Origin of the sequence: Candidatus Pseudothioglobus singularis PS1 (genome assembly GCF_001281385.1) — a bacterium.
GTDB classification, from domain to species: Bacteria; Pseudomonadota; Gammaproteobacteria; order PS1; family Pseudothioglobaceae; genus Pseudothioglobus; species Pseudothioglobus singularis.
In genome coordinates this window covers 1,176,786-1,194,591 of the sequence record NZ_CP006911.1, presented here as the reverse complement: position 1 = coordinate 1,194,591, position 17,806 = coordinate 1,176,786, and the positions used below count along the sequence as shown (strand labels likewise).

Below are 17,806 nucleotides of genomic sequence, written 5' to 3'. Positions count from 1 at the left end.
GAAAATTTAATTAAGAGAAGGCTTTAATTGAATTAGGTAAAATAATCTTAATTACATTTTAAAATTCTTTTTATGAGTATTGATTTACTTGAAGTTCAAGGTGTTAAATGCTCCTCCGTTTACTCAGGGATAAAGAAAAATAATGCACTAGATCTTTCCTTAATCTCACTTGTAAAGGGAAGTAAAACTGCTGCTGTTTTTACGCAAAATATCTTTTGTGCTGCACCAGTCATAGTTGCAAAAAACCACTTACACTCTGATGTAGAGGCGCTTTTAATTAACAGTGGAAATGCTAATGCTGGCACCGGTAAAAAAGGACTGGAGCACACATTTGAATCATGTGAAATTTTAGCCCGAGAACTTCTTATTAAGCCTGAACAGGTACTGCCTTTCTCAACAGGCGTAATTGGTGAATTGTTACCTATAGATGCATTTAAAAATAATGCAAATCTTCTTGTAAGTTCTCTTTCTAAAGGCGGCCTTAGGAGTGTCGCCAAAGGAATTTTGACAACTGACCTAGTTGAAAAGTCATATTCTACTTCTTTTAGAGTTGGTGAGAATACTGTCACTCTTTCTGGGATTGCAAAAGGTTCTGGAATGATTAGGCCAGACATGGCAACAATGCTTAGTTTTATAGTGAGTGATATTAATGCATCCTCAGAAGAACTACAAGATTGTTTAACAATTGCAGTAAATCAATCATTTAATCGCATTACAGTAGACGGCGACACGTCAACAAATGATGCCTGTACTCTGAGCGCTACCAATAAATCTGATGTCCAGCTCAAAGATTGTAAAAATGAATTTCAATTGGCACTTAATGAATTAACAAAAGAGTTAGCTTTAATGATTGTTAGGGATGGAGAGGGTGCAACTAAGTTTGTAGAAGTAAAAGTGGGTGGATTAGATTCTAATAAAGATTGTTTAGAAGTCGCATATACGGTTGCTCATTCACCATTAGTTAAGACAGCACTATTTGCAAGTGACGCAAATTGGGGCCGAATTCTGGCTGCAGTAGGGCGATCAAAAATTGATGGCTTGAGTATTAATAATATTGATATATTTTTAAATGATCTTCAAGTTATTTCTTCTGGAGAGGTTAGCAATGACTATTCAGAGGCATCTGGCACTAGTGAAATGCAAAAACCTGAGATTACTATTAGTGTTGCTTTAGGTGATGCAAAGACTTCTGAAAGTGTTTGGACAACGGATCTTTCATACGACTATGTAAAAATTAATGCAGAGTACCGTAGTTAATTCTTAAAGATATTTTTCATTCTTTGTGTTATCAATAATATACTGTTTAAACCTTCTAGCAATTGGAGATAATTCAGCTTTGGCATTATGAACAATGTGCCATTGTCTTATGATAGGGAATGGCTCTACATCAAGCTGTCTAATGATTTTATTTTTAAGTTGCAGATTGACAGAATGCATCGACACAAACCCAATTCCTAAGCCAGCTTGAACAGCTTCAACAATTGCTTCATTAGAATTAATCTGAATATCAGAATTAAAATTTAGACCTGTAAATCTTTCAATTGTAATTCTTGTGCCTGATCCAATTTCTCTAGTAAGAAGAGTTTCCTGAGACAAATCTTTAATTGATATATCTTTTTTACTGAGTAATTCATTCTCAGGATGAGCAATAGCAATCAAGGGGTTTTGCATAAAAGCTTGAGAAGTTAAGGGAATATTTTTTGGTGGCTCGCCCATAATCACAAGATCCGCATTATTATTTTTAAGATTATCAAGGAGTGATTGTCTATTGGTTACATCAATATAAAAGGTCATTTTTGGAAAATCTTTTTTAAATTTTGCAAGTAAGGCGCTAATAAAGGAATTTGCTGTCGTCGCAACTGCTATTTGAAGGTGTCCAGAGTCAGGTTTTAAAATTTCATCAATTTCAAGTTTAGAGCTTTCAAGAGAGCTAATGGTGTCAAGAGCAGTTTTATAAATTTTTTTGCCTACAAAGGTTGGGCTAATTTTTTTTCCATTGATATCGAACAATTTAGTACCAATATTTTCTTGTAATTGTTGAATCTGCATGTAAACAGCAGGCTGAGTGATATGTAGCTCTTTACTGGCACTTGTAAAGCCTCCAAGTCTGATTACAGATTCAAAGCTATAGAGTTGTTTGAGAGTATAATTAATCATAAGTAAAACTAATGATTATATAAATAAATATTATTTTACATTATTTATATTGACATTTATAATGACTTTCATTTTTAATACAAATACCATAGAGGGGAACATAGAATGGCAAAAAAAGGATACGATGCTGGAGTAAAAGAATATAGAGATACCTATTGGATGCCCGAATACGAGCCAAAAGATACTGATATTCTTGCATGTTTTAAAATAACGCCTCAGCCGGGTGTGCCAAGAGAAGAAGTTGCTGCAGCTGTTGCTGCGGAATCTTCAACTGGAACTTGGACAACAGTATGGACAGATTTGTTGACAGACCTTGATCACTATAAGGGTAGAGCCTACAGAATTGAAGACGTTCCAGGTTCGGATGATGCTATTTATGCATTTATTGCCTATCCAATTGATTTATTTGAGGAAGGGTCTATTGTTAATGTCTTAACATCCCTTGTTGGAAATGTATTTGGTTTTAAAGCGCTGCGAGCCCTTAGACTTGAAGATATTCGATTCCCAATTGCCTATGTTATGACTTGTGGAGGTCCACCTAACGGAATTCAAGTTGAGAGAGACAAAATGAATAAGTATGGACGCCCCATGTTGGGTTGCACCATTAAGCCTAAATTAGGTCTTTCGGCTAAGAATTATGGTCGTGCATGCTATGAAGGACTTAGAGGCGGTCTAGATTTTACAAAAGATGATGAAAACGTAAATTCACAACCATTTATGCGTTGGAGAGATCGTTTTGGATTCGTTCAAGATGCCATTGAGAGAGCTGAAAAAGAAACAGGTGAACGTAAAGGGCACTATTTAAACGTGACAGCGCCAACTCCTGAAGAGATGTATAAGCGTGCTGAGTATGCAAAAGAGTTAGGTACACCAATAATTATGCATGACTTTTTTACGGCTGGCTTTACAGCAAATACTGGCCTCGCAAACTGGTGTCGTGATAATGGACTATTGCTTCACATTCACAGAGCTATGCATGCTGTTGTTGATAGGAACCCTAACCATGGTATTCACTTTAGGGTTCTTGCAAAATGCCTAAGGCTTTCTGGCGGTGATCATATGCACTCAGGAACTGTTGTAGGTAAACTTGAAGGTGATCGCGATTCTACATTAGGTTGGATCGATTGTATGCGTGATAGTTTTATTAAAGAGGACCGTTCAAGAGGTATTTTCTTTGATCAAGATTTTGGTTCAATGCCTGGGATGTTACCTGTAGCATCTGGTGGCATCCACGTATGGCATATGCCTGCTTTAGTTAATATCTTTGGTGATGATTCAGTACTTCAGTTTGGAGGTGGTACGCTAGGACATCCCTGGGGTAATGCTGCTGGCGCTGCTGCAAACCGAGTTGCTGTTGAAGCATGTGTTGAAGCTCGAAATGCAGGAAGAGAGCTAGAGAAGGAATCTAAAGATATTCTCACCAATGCTGCAAAACATTCACCAGAGCTTAAAGTGGCGATGGAAACATGGAAAGAAATTAAATTTGAGTTTGATACTGTTGATAAATTAGATATACAGCATAAATAAAATTGACTGTATAGAATAAATTAAATATAAGGAAACTATTATGAGTAAAGTTCAAGACTATCCTTCACGCTTAAGTGATAATTCGAGTAGAAAATTTGAGACATTTTCATACTTACCAGCAATGACAGACAAGCAAATCCGAGAGCAAGTTCAATATATTGTTGATCAGGGATACAATCCAGGAGTAGAGCATACTGAGGTAGAAAATGCAACTGGAAACTATTGGTATATGTGGAAATTACCTCTTTTTGGAGAAACAGATATTGATACTATTCTTGATGAATGCAAAGCATGTCATGAGGCTAACCCTGACAATCATGTGCGTTTAATTGGTTATGATAACTATGCTCAGTCACAAGGTGCATCTATGGTTATTTACAGAGGCAAAGGTTTTAAATAATCAAGTAAAATCATGATAGCTTGATTGGATAAACCCCTGTCTAACAGCAGGGGTTTTTTTTTCGAAAGGATTAAATTATGAATGAATTAGACCAATATAAAATTGCTGAAGAGCCCTTCTATCAGCCCCAAGAAGATGAAATTGAAATGTATACAGCTGCCTACATGAACCGTATGCCAGTAATGCTAAAAGGGCCAACTGGTTGTGGCAAGTCTCGCTTTGTAGAATATATGGCTTATAAATTAGATAAACCATTAATCACTGTTGCTTGCAATGAAGATATGTCTGCGAGTGATCTCGTGGGGCGGTTTTTGCTTGATAAAGAGGGTACTATTTGGCAAGATGGTCCATTAGCAATGGCGGCTCGCTATGGTGGTATATGTTATTTAGATGAAGTGGTAGAGGCAAGACAAGATACAACTGTTGTAATTCATCCACTTACTGACTATAGAAGAACCTTGCCGCTTGATAAGAAGGGAGAGTTGATTGAGGCACATCCAGATTTTCAGTTAGTGATTTCATATAATCCAGGCTATCAAAACTTAATGAAAGACCTTAAACAGTCAACAAAGCAAAGATTCTGCGGCTTTAATTTTCATTATCCTGATGAAAAAACTGAGGCTCATATTATTGCAAAAGAGTCTGGTGTCAATAAAGAAACTGCTATCAAGTTAGTTCAAGTGGCCCAAAGAGCAAGAAACTTAGTTGGCCATGGTTTAGATGAAGGAATCTCAACTCGATTGTGCGTATATGCAGGACAACTAATTGCAGACAAGGTGAATCAAAAATCAGCCTGCAAAATTGCTATGGTTAATCCCATAACCGATGACTTGGACATCGTGGACACCTTGAACGCCGCTATTGATACTTTTTTTGAATAAAAAACTGATATGAGTTCGGTTCAACTATCGGATTTTGAGGATAAGTTTCAAAACCCCTCTAGCGTCCTTCATGATGCTTTAACTGGAAGTTTTGTAGAGGCCTCGAAAGTGATGACGCCTAATGGCCTTAAAGTGTACCTAGATGGTGCTGGCGCCCTTCATGCAATGGGAAAGGGTGAGGACATGGTTATTTCATTCCTAGAAGAAACCCCCATGGTTGTTAGAGAAGTTGGTGAGTCTATCATTGGTGAAATTGTCTTTTCGATAATGAAATTGTCCTCACAAACTTCAGCTGCCGTAATTGTTTTAATGATTTCAAGCCTCCCAAATGTTGCAAGACGAATGAGTGATTTTGATCTGTTGAAGGGGTACCTTCGATTATTAGAAAGGATGATTGCACTTGCCCCTCGAGGAATGAGGCCAATGCTTAATAACATTGATCTATTAACAAGTAAACTGACTTTGGGAGGGCTCAGGCGATGGGTTCTGTATGGAGCAGAAACTTTCAATAGAGATTTTAAGGCTCAGATTGCTTATTTTGAGCTTAGTAGTGCCGAGTCACTGCAAATTCTTGAACAGGAGAGGCGAGGCACTCTTTTTATAGATAATCAGAGAAAGCTTCAGTTTTATTTGAGAGCATTTTACAACCGTGATTTTTTTCTGCGCCCAACCTCTGGAGACTATGAGACAAAGAAAGGCTTGAAGCCATACATTGAATATGGAGTAATGCATATTCCAGACGCTTATGATGATTATAAGCACGCTTCAGGTAGGATTGTTCCAGGTATAAATTGTTATCGAGCAGTCTGTGCTCATGCAGCAGCGCATATCATGGAAACAACTTCAGCCTTTAAAGGTGACCAATTAAATCCATTGCAGGTTGCTTGTGTCTCTTTGATAGAGGACTTAAGAGTTGAATTAAATACTATTAAGAAGTTCCCAGGGATGAAAAAGCTATGGATTGCATTGCACCCTGAGGATGAGGATTTGAAAGATCTCAATCCATTTATTATTGACTTAGTAGATTTATCAAGGTTGGCACTTGACTCGAAATACAAAGCAAAGCAGTCATTTAATAAAGATTTTTTAAAATTATTCAATACAGAAATGAAAGTATCCGTTAACTCTTCAGACATAAGCTTTGAGTTAGGTTTGGAGTATTATGAAATTATCAAATCAGAGACTGATGTCAAAATAAGTGCCTCAGCACTAGTTGCTGCTCCCATTTCATACAGAGACGATAATCGCTATATATGGGAATATGAGGACTTGGACTGGGTTTCAGAAGGGAATGATTATGTTCCTGCAAGTCAGCGACAGGTGAGAAGAAAAGCAAACATCATGGAGATGTATAATGAGCTTGATGTAGAGACTGCAGGCGATGATGCACAGGAAATTTGGACACTTGAGACAGAGTACTTTCCTGATGAGCTGGATGGTGTAAGCATTAATGAAATCGAGGGTAAAGAGCCTGTTAGTGAGCCGTTTCATTACAATGAATGGGATTATCAATTACAGTTGTATCGTCCGAATTGGGCAACGCTTTATGAAAGAAGATTACGAAAGGGTAACTCTGAGGTTATCAATAATATTCTTAAAGAGCATAAGCCGATTGCAAATAATCTCAAAAATGCGATTGACCAGATGCAGCCCCAAGGACTCGTTAAGTTAAAAAAGCAACAAGAGGGTAGTGAGCTTGATATTGACGCATGCGTCACAGCGCTGTCGGATATCAGGGTAGGAACAACACCCTCAGATCGAATATATGTTAAGAAGGTTCAGCACATTAGAGATGTATCAGTTAACCTTCTTATGGATTTGTCTGAGTCGACAAATGACATGGTTGTTGGGAGTGAAAAGACAATCCTGGAGCTAATGAGAGAAGCCACCTCGCTGCTTTCATGGGCAATCGATAAAATTGGAGACAATTTAACGATTTCAGGTTTTGCCTCAGACTCAAGGCATGATGTCCAGTATTATCGATTCAAGCCATTTCATTTTAGTTTTAATGATGAAGTAAAAGGCAGATTGGCTGGAATTAAAGGGGGTCTTTCGACAAGGATGGGGGCGGCGATCAGACATGCTGGTATCGATTTATTAACGCAGTCTTCTGCAAAGAAAATTTTATTAGTTTTGACAGATGGTGAGCCCGCAGATATCGATGTAGATGACCCACAACATCTTCGTATGGACGCAAAAAAAGCAGTTGAAGAGCTTAGAGGTCATGGCATTGTAACATTTTGCATCAGTTTAGATCCATATGCTGACCAGTATGTGGCTAGGATTTTTGGAAAAAATCGTTTTATGGTGATTGATAACCTTGAAAAATTACCAGAAAGATTGCCTCAACTATTTATATCGCTAACAAAGTGATGGTAATTCAAAAAGATGATAAATTAATAGATTTTGATCCAAGTTATCCTTTTCTTTTGCCTGAAAATTGGAAGGATAAGGCAGCCCCAACTGTATACGAAATTTTGGCAACAACAAATACACTGAAGAAAATGTATGTTGATAAAGTCAAGGAAATTGAAGAGGGGAGTGTTAGTAATGATGATGGTGAAGATTCGCTAAGAAAAATTGCTACTAACTTTCAAACCCTTAAGTCTATGTTATATCAATCACGTTAAATAATATGAACCTAAGTGACTTTAAAAACAAAATAAAAACGTTAGATCAAAATCTCTTGAAGTCGATCCTTAATGGCTCCGCCCTTGTAATGATTCAGGATAAAGAGTTAGGTCTTGGGGTCTCAAATGGTGCCTTTGTGATCTTTTGGATAGAAGATGAAAGGTTTTCCTCTATTGAGGATTTGAGAGGTTACTTAGAGATTGAGTCTGAAGATTTGTTTACAAATTACTATACACATAGCCCACTCAGTAAAGAATATTTTGAAACAAAATTATCAGACTTGATGAATGAAAATGGTGAGACTTCATTTACTGCTCAGCCAGGAGATATGCCAGAGAAAAGCCTTATTGTTTCTGATGGCGAATTGTGCATGTTAACAGATGAAGATTATATTTTTAAATATGGCTTATTCCTTCAACTTGAAGATAAGCTGAACTCAAAAATATCTTCAGTCAAGGCTAGGAATTGGCTTCAGTCAGGGGCTGCTTATAATGATTATATTGCAGTCAATGTCTTTCGTTTTAGTGCTATTGAATAATTACAATAATTAATCTACAATAGTTGCTCAATTTCAGGAGCAAGATGAAACAACATCAGAATTTTTTAAATTCAATTATTCAGCGAATTGGAATAGGTCGAGTAAGCCAAAATCAACCAAGTCCTGAGGGCATTATTGATCTTTGTCATCAACTGATAAGTAGGAGAGGCGAGTCAACTCTATTTTCCTTAGCAAAATTAGTATTGGAGGATTTTGAAAAACTTTCAGATGAACAAAAGAAAGTTTTTTTTCTTAAACTATTAAAAGAGTTTAGTGTTGATCGTGACCAACTTAAATCAGCAATTAGTGATCTTGATATTGATGATGACCGTCAACTGAGAGACTTACATAGGATAATAGAGCCAAAGAGTCAAATCTTCTTAGAAGGCTTAACCAGATACCAAACGGAACTCCAGCTTTATTAAAGATGAGGGGTTCCCTATTAACATTCATTAAGGAGTTGCCTGAGTTAAGGTCTCTTGACTTTGATTTTGTTCACTTATTCAAGTCATGGTTTAATCGTGGTTTTCTGAGATTAGAGCGAATTGATTGGTCTACAAGTGCACAGGTTCTTGAAAAGATAATGGAGTATGAGGCTGTTCATGATATTTCTGATTGGGAAGATCTTCAAAATAGAGTGGCCGCCTCAGATAGAAGATTGTATGCTTTTTTCATCCTGCCCTGCCGAATGAGCCACTAATTTTTATTGAAGTAGCACTTATGAACGAAGTGCCTAATTCAATAATGCCAATTCTTGATACTTCTGTAAAGCCTATCGACCCATTAAATGCAAATACTGCTGTTTTTTATTCTATTTCAAACTGCCAAATAGCCTTAAAAGGGGTTTCTTTTGGCAGCTTCTTGATTAAGCAAGTGGTTTCCGAAATTCAGCTTGAGTTTAACCAAATTAATCAGTTTGTGACTTTATCTCCTGTTCCAGGACTTAGAAAATGGGTAGAAAAAGTTAACTTATCGGGTGCTGATGAAATTCCTGAACAGATAATCAAAGATATTCAGTCATGTGCTGGAAATTCTTCGCCAGGAATGGCAATTTTGCGCAGATTAACACACCATTACTTAAGTCAAGAGAAGAACAGTAAAGGGGCTGCTTTAAACCCTGTTGCTCATTTTCATCTAGGGAATGGCGCTTATCTTTTTGATATTCATACTCATGCAAACGATAATCAGAATGCTTTGGATGATTCTTGGGGCGTTATGGTAAATTACTTGTATGATTTAGATTTAGTAGCAAAAAATCATGAAGATTATTCAAATCAACAGCCAGTATCAGTCTCTTCAAAGCTGACCAAGTCTATTCAAATTAAAAAGAAAAAAAATCTTGGCTTATCAGTTTAACAAGAAGAACACTGAAGCCACTAAACCAAATAAAATTATCTGATGGGAAAGATAGATTACTAGAGCATGCCTTCCCATCATTTGAATCCAGTGCGATCTCATTGAAAAGACTGTCTTATAATAAGGGTGATGTCCAAGGTAAATCCCTATAAAGACAAAGGATAGCCATGGAAATAGGGGGTAGTAGTCTACACTTCCTATTGGCAGGTAAGGCCCAAATATATTTGAAATAAAGCTTAAATCTGGCTGGTCAAATATGGAAGCAATGAGAATTATTACAGCAATTAATAGGGATGTTTTCGGGTGATTAACAAATAATATTGCTATCAATGATGAAATCCAAATTAAATGAAGAATACCAAAATAAACCCATCCATCTGGAAATATTACAAAAGTTCCAGCAGAAACTAGAAGGGCTGCCAATCCTAAATAAAATATACGCTTCAAAAATTTTTTGAATTTTAGATGATCTTTATGCGCTAAAACTAGACTAATCCCTACTGCACTTAAGAACAGAAAGACAATTAAGCAGCGCCAAGCAATACCAAGCCAATGTGTAAATAAGGGGATCTGGGTAAAGCCAAAAGAGTTTAGATCATAAATAAAGTGAAAAGCAATCATCATAATGATGGCTAAACCTCTTATTAGGTCAAGTGATAAATCTCTTACATTAGACATAAGATATTAGAATGACTACTCAAATATTTGAGAAACAAAAGACTTATCGATTTCAATTATCGAGCCATCCAGAAGTTCTAGGCATTTAGGAACAGCCAAAAAAACAGCACCAAGACATACCGCGATAGCCACTGGCTTTCCTGGAAGATTAATGATCAAACTGTTTCCTCTAGTTCCAGCTATCTGACGTGAAAGAATTGCAGTGGGGACTGTTCGAAGTGATACAATTCTCATTTGTTCTGCAAATCCATCAAAGATTCTCTCACATACAGCCTCGGTAGCTTCTGGAGTCACATCACGAGTTGTTGGACCAGTTCCACCAGTAGTTAGAATTAGATTGCAACCTAGTTCGTCACTCATTTCAATAAGTGTTCTTTCAATCTGAGGCTGTTCATCTTCAATTACTTTAGATACAATTTCATAAGGGCTTTGAACTGCTTTTAAAATCCATTCTTGCATTGAAGGGCCACTAATGTCTTCATAAATTCCTCTAGCAGCTCTATCTGAAATCGTTAGAAAGCCAATTTTTATTTTTGGTGTAGGCATACTTATTTTATTTATCCTCCAGTAACAGGCGGAAAGAAAGCCACTTCATCTTCCTCTTTAACAAGAGTGTTTTCAGAGGCCATTTCATGATTCACTGAACATAAAATATTTTTAGGGAAGTGTTGATCTCCATACCTATCTATTAATTCTTTTTTAATTAATAGGATAGTTACTGGAGAGTCAAAACGAATATCATCTTCAGATGTTTTTAAATTTTCTTTAAGAGAGGCAAAGTAAAGAATCTTCATCCACCCATCTCCACCATTTGTCGACTACTAATATTATCAATTACAGAATCAAAAAAATGTTTTTCTGGTTTTTTGGTAATAGCATCAAGAATTAACTGTTTCATTTTTGAGTCACTCATTCCCGATCTTAGTGCATCTCTTAAAGAGACCGAGTCTTTTTGACCAAGGCATAAAATCAATTCCCCTTTAGCAGTTAACCTTACACGGTTGCAGCTACTACAAAAATTATTAGAAACAGCTGAAATAGTTCCAATACTGGTCTGTGTTCCCTCAATCTTAAATGCCTTTGCAGGACCATCAGTTTGTTTTGACTGGATAGGTAATAATTTATCACCATAACTAGCCCTCACTCTGGAAAGTATATCTCTTTCGCTGTAATGTCTGTCTACAGCTTCAATACCGGCAAGTCCAATAGGCATTGTTTCAATAAATCTTAGATCTAAGCCTCGATTAATTGCAAATTCAGTCATTGATTCAATTTCATCATCATTGATACCTTTCATCACAACCATGTTTAACTTTATGGGTTTAATGCCAACAGAAATTGCAGCATCTATACCTTTGATCACTCTGTCTAAATCGCCATCTCTTGTAATCTCTTTAAAACGAACTGGATCAAGAGAGTCAATTGAAATATTAGCCCTATTGATGCCATTATTTTTAAGTTTTGATGCCAATCCAGGCAAGAGGTGAGCATTAGTTGATAACGGAATGTCAGTGAGGCCAGGTATTTCTCCCAGCATCTTTGTTAAATCAAGAATGTCTTTTCGAAGAAGTGGCTCTCCACCAGTCAGCCTAACTTTGGTTACGCCTAATTCAGCAAACAAGCGAACAATTTTTGCTATCTCTTCGAAAGTAAGAACCTGAGATTTTTTTGTATGCGTTTGATGATCTTCGTCTCTACAATAGTGACATCGATAATTACAGTGATCTGTTACAGAGACCCTTAGATAAGTAATACGCCTATTAAATGGATCAATAATCTGATTCATAACTAAAGAGTCCAATGACCTGATTTTCCACCCTTCTTTTCAAGAAGTTGGACATGATCAATTGTCATAAACCGATCAACTGCTTTACACATGTCATAGACCGTCAGAGCGGCTATACTTGCTGCAGTCAAGGCTTCCATTTCAACACCTGTTTTGCCATTAAGTTTTGCTATAGCAATAATATCAACAGAACTATCTTCAATATTTGGTTTGAGTTCAACACTCACTTTAGAGAGCATTAATGGATGGCAAAGCGGGATCAGTTCGGAACATTTTTTTGCGGCTTGAATTCCAGCTATTTTAGCAACAGATAAAACATCTCCTTTTTTATGAGAACCTGAAATAATCAATTCAAGTGTTTCGGGCTTCATCAAAATTCTAGAGCTTGCTTTCGCTTCGCGCGCAGTAATATCTTTTTCTGAAACATCAACCATTTCTGCATCACCATTTTCATTAATGTGGGTTAGCTTACTCATTGAATTAATTCACTTAATGGATAATAATCGAGAATGGTACCACTATCAAAAGTAGTATTTTCAGGTATCTCAATAATTCCATCAGCCCAGACCACTGAACTCATTACATCTGAGCCTTGTTTAGGATATAGATTTGCTGAAGGCGTTTCATGAGAATAGTCAATACGAACTCGAGCATATTCGCGCCTTGGTTTAGCTCGATTGCAATTAAAATTTGTCTTGACTTTATATTTTTTAGATGCGAATTGATTGTTTCCCTGCATTTTCTTTATAAACGGTAACGCAAAAATACAAAATGTGACAAAACTTGATACAGGGTTACCTGGAAGGCCAATAAATGGTATTTGCTTTACTTTGCCATATGCAAGTGGTTTGCCAGGCTTCATTCTAATTTTCCATAGGTTAAGCTCACCAAGTTTTTCAACAGCTGGTTTAACATGGTCCTCCTCTCCTACTGAAACCCCGCCAGTAGTCATAATTAAATCACACTGACTCGAAAGTGATTCAAGGGCATCACAAGTCGAATCTAGTTTGTCTTCTATATTACCTAGATTCAAAACATCACAACCTATTCTATTAAGTAATGCAACAAGCGCATAGCGGTTTGAGTTGTAAATTTTTCCTGGTAACAAGGGTTTTCCAGGCTCAACTAGTTCATCTCCTGTAAAGAAAACACCCACTTTAATTTTTTTAAAAACGATTATCTCAGCAACACCAACAGATGCAGCAAGAGAAACATCTTGGGGTTCTATCTTTTTTCCGGAGATTAAAATCACATCATCTTGACGAATATCATTACCAGTTGGACGAATATTTTCATCCAATTGAATTGATCTCTTTACAAGAATTTGAGACCCATCATCTGAAGGCTGACATTCCTCCTGCATAATAACAGTATTCGCACCCTCAGGAATAGGGGCACCTGTAAATATTCTGGCAGCGTAGCCTGTTTCAAGTTTGTTACCAGTTGATCCAGCAGTTATCCTGTCTACTACATTAAAAGTAAGGTTTTTTTTGGATACATGATCGTCATCTAGCGCAATCGTATAACCATCCATCGCACTATTATCAAAGCCTGGCACATTGATTGTTGAGTGAATATCTTTGGCTAAAATCCTTCCAACAGAATCATCCAATGAAACCGCTTCAGTTTGGCTTGAAGGAATAGATGAGTCAATCAGAAATGATAAAGCATCATCAGCACTCATCAGTGAATCACTAAACATTACAGAGCCAGGTGGGATCGCCTTATTCTTCATACCGTTGAATCGTTATAATTATTTATTGAGTGTATTATACAATTGCAAGTCATTTTTCTAATTACAAATAACTTGAAAAAAGAACAGTTAATAAGTGAAAAAAATATTAAAAAATGAAATTTCAGTTGTAATCTTAGCTGGCGGAAGAGCATCTAGGATGGGCGGAAAGGATAAAGGCCTTATTGAGCTTGATGGCGCCCCTTTAATTGCATATGTTCATGAAGTAGTTAAAAATAAAGCTAGTCGTATCTTTATAAGTGCTAATAGGAATACTGAGCAATATTCTCTTTATGGAGAGGTTATTATTGATGATTTGAAAGATTTTCAAGGGCCTTTGGCTGGCATTTCTAAGGCGCTAAAGTCCTGTGAAACTAAATATTTACTAGTCCTTCCTTGTGATAGTCCTTATATTGATTCAAAGCTAATTGATGATATGATTGCTGCAATGTCTTTGAGTGACTCAGATATTTGCGTGGCACACGATGGGTCGATAATGCACGCAACATTTGCTTTGATGAAATCGAACCTTAGCACCAGTTTGGATAAATTTTTAGACAGTGGTGGTCGTAAAATGGCATTGTGGTATCGACAGCAAAACACTAACAGAGTAGATGTTTCAAATCATTTAGAAGTCTTGACTAATCTCAATAGTCCTGAAGATTTTTAATTTTCATTTTTCCAGTGCTTTTTCTTCTCTTCATCCTGCAATCTTGACTTCACCCAGTTCTCGGATTTTGAAGTCGATTCTTTTTTCCAGAATGGGGCATCAGTTTTTAAAAAGTCCATAATAAAATTACATGAGTCAAAGGCTTCTTGACGATGCCGACTGGCAGTAATCACAAGTACAATTTGATCATTTACATCAAGTTTTCCAATTCGATGAATAATGGTTACGCTTTGGAGCTCCCATTTATTCTTTGCTTTATCAGCGATTGACTTGAGTGATTTTTCAGTCATCCCTGGATAATGCTCCAGAGTCATTGTGTTTAGATTTTTTGACTCAAGATCTCTGACAGTTCCTACAAAGCTAACAATTGCCCCAATGTTAGAGTTACTCGCTTTAGCCAGAGCAACTTCAGTCGTTAAATCAAAGTCCTCAGATTGAACAATAATTTTATCCATGAGTTGATTTTATCGTTTTTATAAAGAAGTGAATGACCCTTTGATTTTTTTATTTGGATTATAATTTTATGATGTTTTTAACACTTTTGAATCGATGAATAAACTTAACTTAGATTATTTTCAGAATCTTGATAATATTGACCCATTAGCAAAATATAGAGAGGAGTTTCATTTACCAAAAAATATCATTTATTTTGATGGAAACTCATTAGGGTTATTGCCTAAAAGAACCATTAAAAACTTAGAAAAAACAATTTATAAGGAGTGGGGTGAAGAGTTAATAAGAAGTTGGAATAATGCAAATTGGATCAATATGCCTCTAACTCTTGGAGATAAAATTGCTCCACTACTGGGCGCTAACCCTGGTGAAGTTATTGTTGTTGATAGTACCTCAGTGAACTTATTTAAGGTTTTATCATCTGCGTTAATTTTAAACAAAAGCCGAAAAGTAATCGTGAGTGAGGCTTCCAATTTTCCATCTGATCTTTATATCCTGGAAGGTGTAAACGAAATGTTTGGCAATAATTTTGAAAGCTGCTTAATCGAAGAGGGCGAAATTGATGTTGAGAAATATATTGACTCTTCTACTGCTGTAGTGATGCTTTCACATATCAATTATAAAACTGGACGAATCAGTGATATGAAAAAAATTACAGAGCATGCTCACAAGAAAGGTGCCTTGGTTGTTTGGGATTTAAGCCATAGTGTAGGCGTAATGCCCATGGATTTACATAAATACAATGTTGACTTTGCAGTTGGCTGCACCTATAAGCATTTAAATGGAGGTCCAGGTGCACCTGGATTTTTGTATGTTAGCCATGATCTTGTAGAACATGTTTCACAGCCTCTAACTGGCTGGTTGGGCCATGCTAACCCTTTTGGTTTCGAGGATAAATATAATGCTTCAAATGGTATTAAAAAATATATTTGTGGGACTCCACCTATCCTTTCCTATAAAGCAGTAGAAAGTGGTCTTGAAATCTTTAAAGAAATATCAATGATAATGGTTCGTGAAAAAAGTATTGAATTATCTGAAGCGTTTATTGCTTTGATTGAGCAAGAATGCGCCGAGTTTGGTTTTGAGCTTTTATCACCAAAAAATCCAGATCAGAGGGGTAGTCAGATCTCATTTAAGCATGATGACGCATACCCAATTATGCAGGCCTTAATATCACTTGGCGTTATTGGCGATTATCGCGAACCTAATATTTTAAGATTTGGTATCTCACCTCTTTATATGAGGTTTGAGGATATTTGGGAGGCAATCATGTGTTTGAAAAATATAATGGAATCTAGAGAATGGGATTCAGGTCAATTTAAAAAAAGAAGCTATGTAACTTAGATACTAGGTCTCTTTTGATAGCCTGCCAACAAGAGATATGCCCAATGCAACAGAGGGTCCAATTCCTAACGCAAATATCATGGTTCCAAGGCCAACGACCTCCCCTAGAAGCTTATCAATATTATTGAGAAGACAAATGGATCCAATAACAACTACACTAATCTCAATTATTGTTCGAATTGAGTATATTCGCATATTGGTTGCTTTTTGAAGTCCAATCATCAAGCCATCTCTTGGCCCAGCTCCCAAGTTACAGATTAGATAAAATCCGCTACCTAGGCCAATGATCAAAACACCTATTACAACCTGAAATACCTGTAAAAAATATGTTTGAGGATAGGGCAGGTAAAAAACAGAAAATTCAATGGTCAGTGCAATAATAAAGGCATTTAAAATGGTCCCCATTCCAGGTTTTTGTTTTAGAGGTATCCATAATAGTAAGACAAATATACTAATAACAAAGGTAGAAAAACCTAGCGACCAATCAGTGAGATTAGATATCCCTTGTGCCAAAACTGTATAGGGCCCAACTCCAGCACCGCTTGTAATTAAAAGACTCTCACCTAATCCAAATAAAAATAAACCAAAAACTAAAAGAATAAAGGTAGTTGGTTTTGGTTTTATGTTGTATGAATCCTCTGAGCTCCAGGATGTCTTAGGTATTTCTTTAACAGTAAATGTTTCTCGAAGAAGTTTCATTGGTAGCCAAGAAAAAAATTATGTTAATAATACAGTTGTTTGAACTTGTTTATAAAAAGACTATAGATATAAATATATTCTCTCTGATTTAGACTTTAGGGATAATCATAAATTAATTAGAATTTAAAGTGTGTTGAAGAAAACTAAGAACTTAAGCATTATGAAAATGTTAATTAATCAATCAGATATTCGAAGCTTTAATGAGGATGGAGTTGTTATTCTCAGAGGTGTTTTTAGTGAATGGATTGAAACTCTTTTAAAGGGTGCAGAGAGACATATTGAGAATCCAAGTGAAAGAGCATTGACCCATCATCATGAAAAATATAAAGGACAATTTCTAGAAGATTTTTGTAATTGGAGAGCCATTCCTGAGTATTCCGATTTTATATTTAATTCTTCTTTAGCATCAACGGCTTCAAGCTTGATGAAGTCTAACTCAGTACAGTTGTTTCATGATCATTTTTTTTATAAAGAGACAAACTCTGGTGTTCCAACGCCATGGCATCAAGATATGCCTTATTACTGCGTTTCAGGTCAACAAACTGTTAGTTTTTGGCTCCCATTAGAGTCAAGAGAAAAGAGTGTTTCATTGAAATTATTAGCGGGGAGTCATCAGCTTAATAAAGAGATACGTCCAACAAGCTGGGCTAGTAATGAAAGTTTCTACGAGGACAGCGAGGCTTTTATGGATCTACCCGATATTAAGGAATTTACAACGAAAGAATGGAAAACGGAGCCAGGTGATGTCGTCGCTTTTAATTTCAAAACAATTCATGGAGCGAATGCAAATATCGCCAATACAATCAGCAGAACTTTATCTTTTAGATTGTTGGGTGATGATGCAGTTTATAAGCAAAGACCAGGAAGAACATCACCAAGTTTCCCAGGCATTAATCAAAAAAATGGGGAGCGACTAAGAGAAGATTGGTTTCCGACCCTTGTAAGTAAATAATC

Annotated in this window: 20 protein-coding genes and 1 pseudogene; 12 read left to right on the top strand and 9 right to left on the bottom strand. The window is 36.4% G+C overall.

From position 1 onward, the window contains the following. Nucleotides 1-72: 72 nt before the first annotated feature. Nucleotides 73-1,257 (top strand): bifunctional glutamate N-acetyltransferase/amino-acid acetyltransferase ArgJ, encoded by a 1,185-nt coding sequence (gene argJ, locus W908_RS06080; protein WP_053820361.1) that lies wholly within the window; start codon nucleotides 73-75, stop codon nucleotides 1,255-1,257. 3 nt (nucleotides 1,258-1,260) lie between these two features. Here argJ and W908_RS06075 read toward each other — a convergent pair whose 3' ends face one another. After that, a complete protein-coding gene (locus tag W908_RS06075; RefSeq protein WP_053820360.1) occupies nucleotides 1,261-2,157 on the bottom strand; it encodes a LysR family transcriptional regulator in 897 nt (298 codons plus the stop codon). Nucleotides 2,158-2,262: 105 nt separating this feature from the next. Between W908_RS06075 and W908_RS06070 the strand changes: the two genes are divergently transcribed. From W908_RS06070 to W908_RS08870, 8 genes and pseudogenes are all read left to right on the top strand, one after another. Then, on the top strand, nucleotides 2,263-3,684 hold the full coding sequence (locus W908_RS06070; protein ID WP_020024892.1) for a form I ribulose bisphosphate carboxylase large subunit: 1,422 nt from the start codon (nucleotides 2,263-2,265) through the stop codon (nucleotides 3,682-3,684). Nucleotides 3,685-3,724: 40 nt separating this feature from the next. After that, nucleotides 3,725-4,084 (top strand): ribulose bisphosphate carboxylase small subunit, encoded by a 360-nt coding sequence (locus W908_RS06065; RefSeq protein ID WP_020024891.1) that lies wholly within the window; start codon nucleotides 3,725-3,727, stop codon nucleotides 4,082-4,084. Nucleotides 4,085-4,161: 77 nt separating this feature from the next. Continuing rightward, nucleotides 4,162-4,965 carry a CbbQ/NirQ/NorQ/GpvN family protein gene (locus tag W908_RS06060; RefSeq protein ID WP_020024890.1) on the top strand — a complete coding sequence of 268 codons (804 nt, stop codon included), beginning with the start codon at nucleotides 4,162-4,164 and terminating at the stop codon, nucleotides 4,963-4,965. 9 nt (nucleotides 4,966-4,974) lie between these two features. Beyond that, nucleotides 4,975-7,338 carry a nitric oxide reductase activation protein NorD gene (locus W908_RS06055; RefSeq protein ID WP_053820359.1) on the top strand — a complete coding sequence of 788 codons (2,364 nt, stop codon included), beginning with the start codon at nucleotides 4,975-4,977 and terminating at the stop codon, nucleotides 7,336-7,338. Next, complete coding sequence (locus tag W908_RS06050; RefSeq protein WP_020024888.1) at nucleotides 7,338-7,595, top strand: hypothetical protein; 258 nt, start codon at nucleotides 7,338-7,340, stop codon at nucleotides 7,593-7,595. The genes W908_RS06055 and W908_RS06050 overlap by 1 nt, the downstream gene beginning before the upstream one ends. A gap of 5 nt (nucleotides 7,596-7,600) precedes the next feature. Then, nucleotides 7,601-8,134: a hypothetical protein gene (locus W908_RS06045; RefSeq protein ID WP_053820358.1), complete on the top strand. Its 534-nt coding sequence runs from the start codon at nucleotides 7,601-7,603 to the stop codon at nucleotides 8,132-8,134. 44 nt (nucleotides 8,135-8,178) lie between these two features. Beyond that, nucleotides 8,179-8,559 carry a hypothetical protein gene (locus W908_RS08880; protein ID WP_236849130.1) on the top strand — a complete coding sequence of 127 codons (381 nt, stop codon included), beginning with the start codon at nucleotides 8,179-8,181 and terminating at the stop codon, nucleotides 8,557-8,559. Next, a pseudogene (locus W908_RS08870) lies at nucleotides 8,532-9,490 on the top strand (malonyl-CoA decarboxylase domain-containing protein). The gene W908_RS08880 and the pseudogene W908_RS08870 overlap by 28 nt, the downstream one beginning before the upstream one ends. On the opposite strand, the gene W908_RS06035 reads toward W908_RS08870, so the two are convergent. From W908_RS06035 to W908_RS06010, 6 genes are read right to left on the bottom strand one after another with little or no spacing between them, the layout of a single operon-like run. Further along, nucleotides 9,482-10,168: a heparan-alpha-glucosaminide N-acetyltransferase gene (locus W908_RS06035; protein WP_053820357.1), complete on the bottom strand. Its 687-nt coding sequence runs from the start codon at nucleotides 10,166-10,168 to the stop codon at nucleotides 9,482-9,484. The pseudogene W908_RS08870 and the gene W908_RS06035 overlap by 9 nt on opposite strands. A 15-nt stretch (nucleotides 10,169-10,183) precedes the next feature. Next, on the bottom strand, nucleotides 10,184-10,714 hold the full coding sequence (gene mog / locus W908_RS06030; RefSeq protein ID WP_200908874.1) for a molybdopterin adenylyltransferase: 531 nt from the start codon (nucleotides 10,712-10,714) through the stop codon (nucleotides 10,184-10,186). A gap of 11 nt (nucleotides 10,715-10,725) precedes the next feature. After that, entirely contained in the window at nucleotides 10,726-10,962 is a 237-nt protein-coding gene (locus W908_RS06025; protein WP_020029041.1) for a MoaD/ThiS family protein, read from the bottom strand. Next, nucleotides 10,959-11,954 (bottom strand): GTP 3',8-cyclase MoaA, encoded by a 996-nt coding sequence (gene moaA / locus W908_RS06020; RefSeq protein WP_053820355.1) that lies wholly within the window; start codon nucleotides 11,952-11,954, stop codon nucleotides 10,959-10,961. The genes W908_RS06025 and moaA overlap by 4 nt, the downstream gene beginning before the upstream one ends. A 2-nt stretch (nucleotides 11,955-11,956) precedes the next feature. Further along, complete coding sequence (gene moaC / locus W908_RS06015) at nucleotides 11,957-12,430, bottom strand: cyclic pyranopterin monophosphate synthase MoaC (protein WP_020024881.1); 474 nt, start codon at nucleotides 12,428-12,430, stop codon at nucleotides 11,957-11,959. Beyond that, nucleotides 12,427-13,689, bottom strand: a complete 1,263-nt coding sequence (locus tag W908_RS06010; protein ID WP_053820354.1) for a molybdopterin molybdotransferase MoeA — start codon at nucleotides 13,687-13,689, stop codon at nucleotides 12,427-12,429. The genes moaC and W908_RS06010 overlap by 4 nt, the downstream gene beginning before the upstream one ends. 94 nt (nucleotides 13,690-13,783) lie before the next feature. Here W908_RS06010 and mobA point away from each other — a divergent pair, with 94 nt between their 5' ends. Beyond that, complete coding sequence (mobA, locus tag W908_RS06005) at nucleotides 13,784-14,356, top strand: molybdenum cofactor guanylyltransferase MobA (protein ID WP_053820353.1); 573 nt, start codon at nucleotides 13,784-13,786, stop codon at nucleotides 14,354-14,356. On the opposite strand, the gene W908_RS06000 is transcribed toward mobA, so the two are convergent. Further along, on the bottom strand, nucleotides 14,353-14,811 hold the full coding sequence (locus tag W908_RS06000) for a molybdenum cofactor biosynthesis protein MoaE (protein WP_053820352.1): 459 nt from the start codon (nucleotides 14,809-14,811) through the stop codon (nucleotides 14,353-14,355). The two genes, mobA and W908_RS06000, sit on opposite strands and share 4 nt — an antisense overlap. A gap of 94 nt (nucleotides 14,812-14,905) precedes the next feature. Between W908_RS06000 and kynU the strand changes: the two genes are divergently transcribed. Further along, entirely contained in the window at nucleotides 14,906-16,153 is a 1,248-nt protein-coding gene (gene kynU, locus W908_RS05995; protein ID WP_053820351.1) for a kynureninase, read from the top strand. A gap of 3 nt (nucleotides 16,154-16,156) precedes the next feature. On the opposite strand, the gene yczE is transcribed toward kynU, so the two are convergent. Beyond that, on the bottom strand, nucleotides 16,157-16,852 hold the full coding sequence (gene yczE / locus W908_RS05990) for a membrane protein YczE (RefSeq protein ID WP_053820350.1): 696 nt from the start codon (nucleotides 16,850-16,852) through the stop codon (nucleotides 16,157-16,159). 160 nt (nucleotides 16,853-17,012) lie between these two features. Between yczE and W908_RS05985 the strand changes: the two genes are divergently transcribed. Next, nucleotides 17,013-17,804: a phytanoyl-CoA dioxygenase family protein gene (locus W908_RS05985; protein ID WP_053820349.1), complete on the top strand. Its 792-nt coding sequence runs from the start codon at nucleotides 17,013-17,015 to the stop codon at nucleotides 17,802-17,804. Nucleotides 17,805-17,806: the final 2 nt, after the last annotated feature.

What these genes read in the sequence shown, in the direction of transcription:
- W908_RS06045 (WP_053820358.1), top strand. Translation starts at nt 7,601, where the DNA reads ATGAACCTAAGTGACTTTAAAAACAAAATAAAAACGTTAGATCAAAAT.
- W908_RS06075 (WP_053820360.1), bottom strand. Translation starts at nt 2,157, where the DNA reads ATGATTAATTATACTCTCAAACAACTCTATAGCTTTGAATCTGTAATC.
- moaA (WP_053820355.1), bottom strand. Translation starts at nt 11,954, where the DNA reads ATGAATCAGATTATTGATCCATTTAATAGGCGTATTACTTATCTAAGG.
- W908_RS06000 (WP_053820352.1), bottom strand. Translation starts at nt 14,811, where the DNA reads ATGGATAAAATTATTGTTCAATCTGAGGACTTTGATTTAACGACTGAA.
- W908_RS06055 (WP_053820359.1), top strand. Translation starts at nt 4,975, where the DNA reads ATGAGTTCGGTTCAACTATCGGATTTTGAGGATAAGTTTCAAAACCCC.
- W908_RS06010 (WP_053820354.1), bottom strand. Translation starts at nt 13,689, where the DNA reads ATGAAGAATAAGGCGATCCCACCTGGCTCTGTAATGTTTAGTGATTCA.
- W908_RS06025 (WP_020029041.1), bottom strand. Translation starts at nt 10,962, where the DNA reads ATGAAGATTCTTTACTTTGCCTCTCTTAAAGAAAATTTAAAAACATCT.
- W908_RS06070 (WP_020024892.1), top strand. Translation starts at nt 2,263, where the DNA reads ATGGCAAAAAAAGGATACGATGCTGGAGTAAAAGAATATAGAGATACC.
- yczE (WP_053820350.1), bottom strand. Translation starts at nt 16,852, where the DNA reads ATGAAACTTCTTCGAGAAACATTTACTGTTAAAGAAATACCTAAGACA.
- kynU (WP_053820351.1), top strand. Translation starts at nt 14,906, where the DNA reads ATGAATAAACTTAACTTAGATTATTTTCAGAATCTTGATAATATTGAC.
- argJ (WP_053820361.1), top strand. Translation starts at nt 73, where the DNA reads ATGAGTATTGATTTACTTGAAGTTCAAGGTGTTAAATGCTCCTCCGTT.
- W908_RS08880 (WP_236849130.1), top strand. Translation starts at nt 8,179, where the DNA reads ATGAAACAACATCAGAATTTTTTAAATTCAATTATTCAGCGAATTGGA.
- W908_RS06050 (WP_020024888.1), top strand. Translation starts at nt 7,338, where the DNA reads ATGGTAATTCAAAAAGATGATAAATTAATAGATTTTGATCCAAGTTAT.
- W908_RS06065 (WP_020024891.1), top strand. Translation starts at nt 3,725, where the DNA reads ATGAGTAAAGTTCAAGACTATCCTTCACGCTTAAGTGATAATTCGAGT.
- W908_RS05985 (WP_053820349.1), top strand. Translation starts at nt 17,013, where the DNA reads ATGAAAATGTTAATTAATCAATCAGATATTCGAAGCTTTAATGAGGAT.
- W908_RS06060 (WP_020024890.1), top strand. Translation starts at nt 4,162, where the DNA reads ATGAATGAATTAGACCAATATAAAATTGCTGAAGAGCCCTTCTATCAG.
- mog (WP_200908874.1), bottom strand. Translation starts at nt 10,714, where the DNA reads ATGCCTACACCAAAAATAAAAATTGGCTTTCTAACGATTTCAGATAGA.
- moaC (WP_020024881.1), bottom strand. Translation starts at nt 12,430, where the DNA reads ATGAGTAAGCTAACCCACATTAATGAAAATGGTGATGCAGAAATGGTT.
- W908_RS06035 (WP_053820357.1), bottom strand. Translation starts at nt 10,168, where the DNA reads ATGTCTAATGTAAGAGATTTATCACTTGACCTAATAAGAGGTTTAGCC.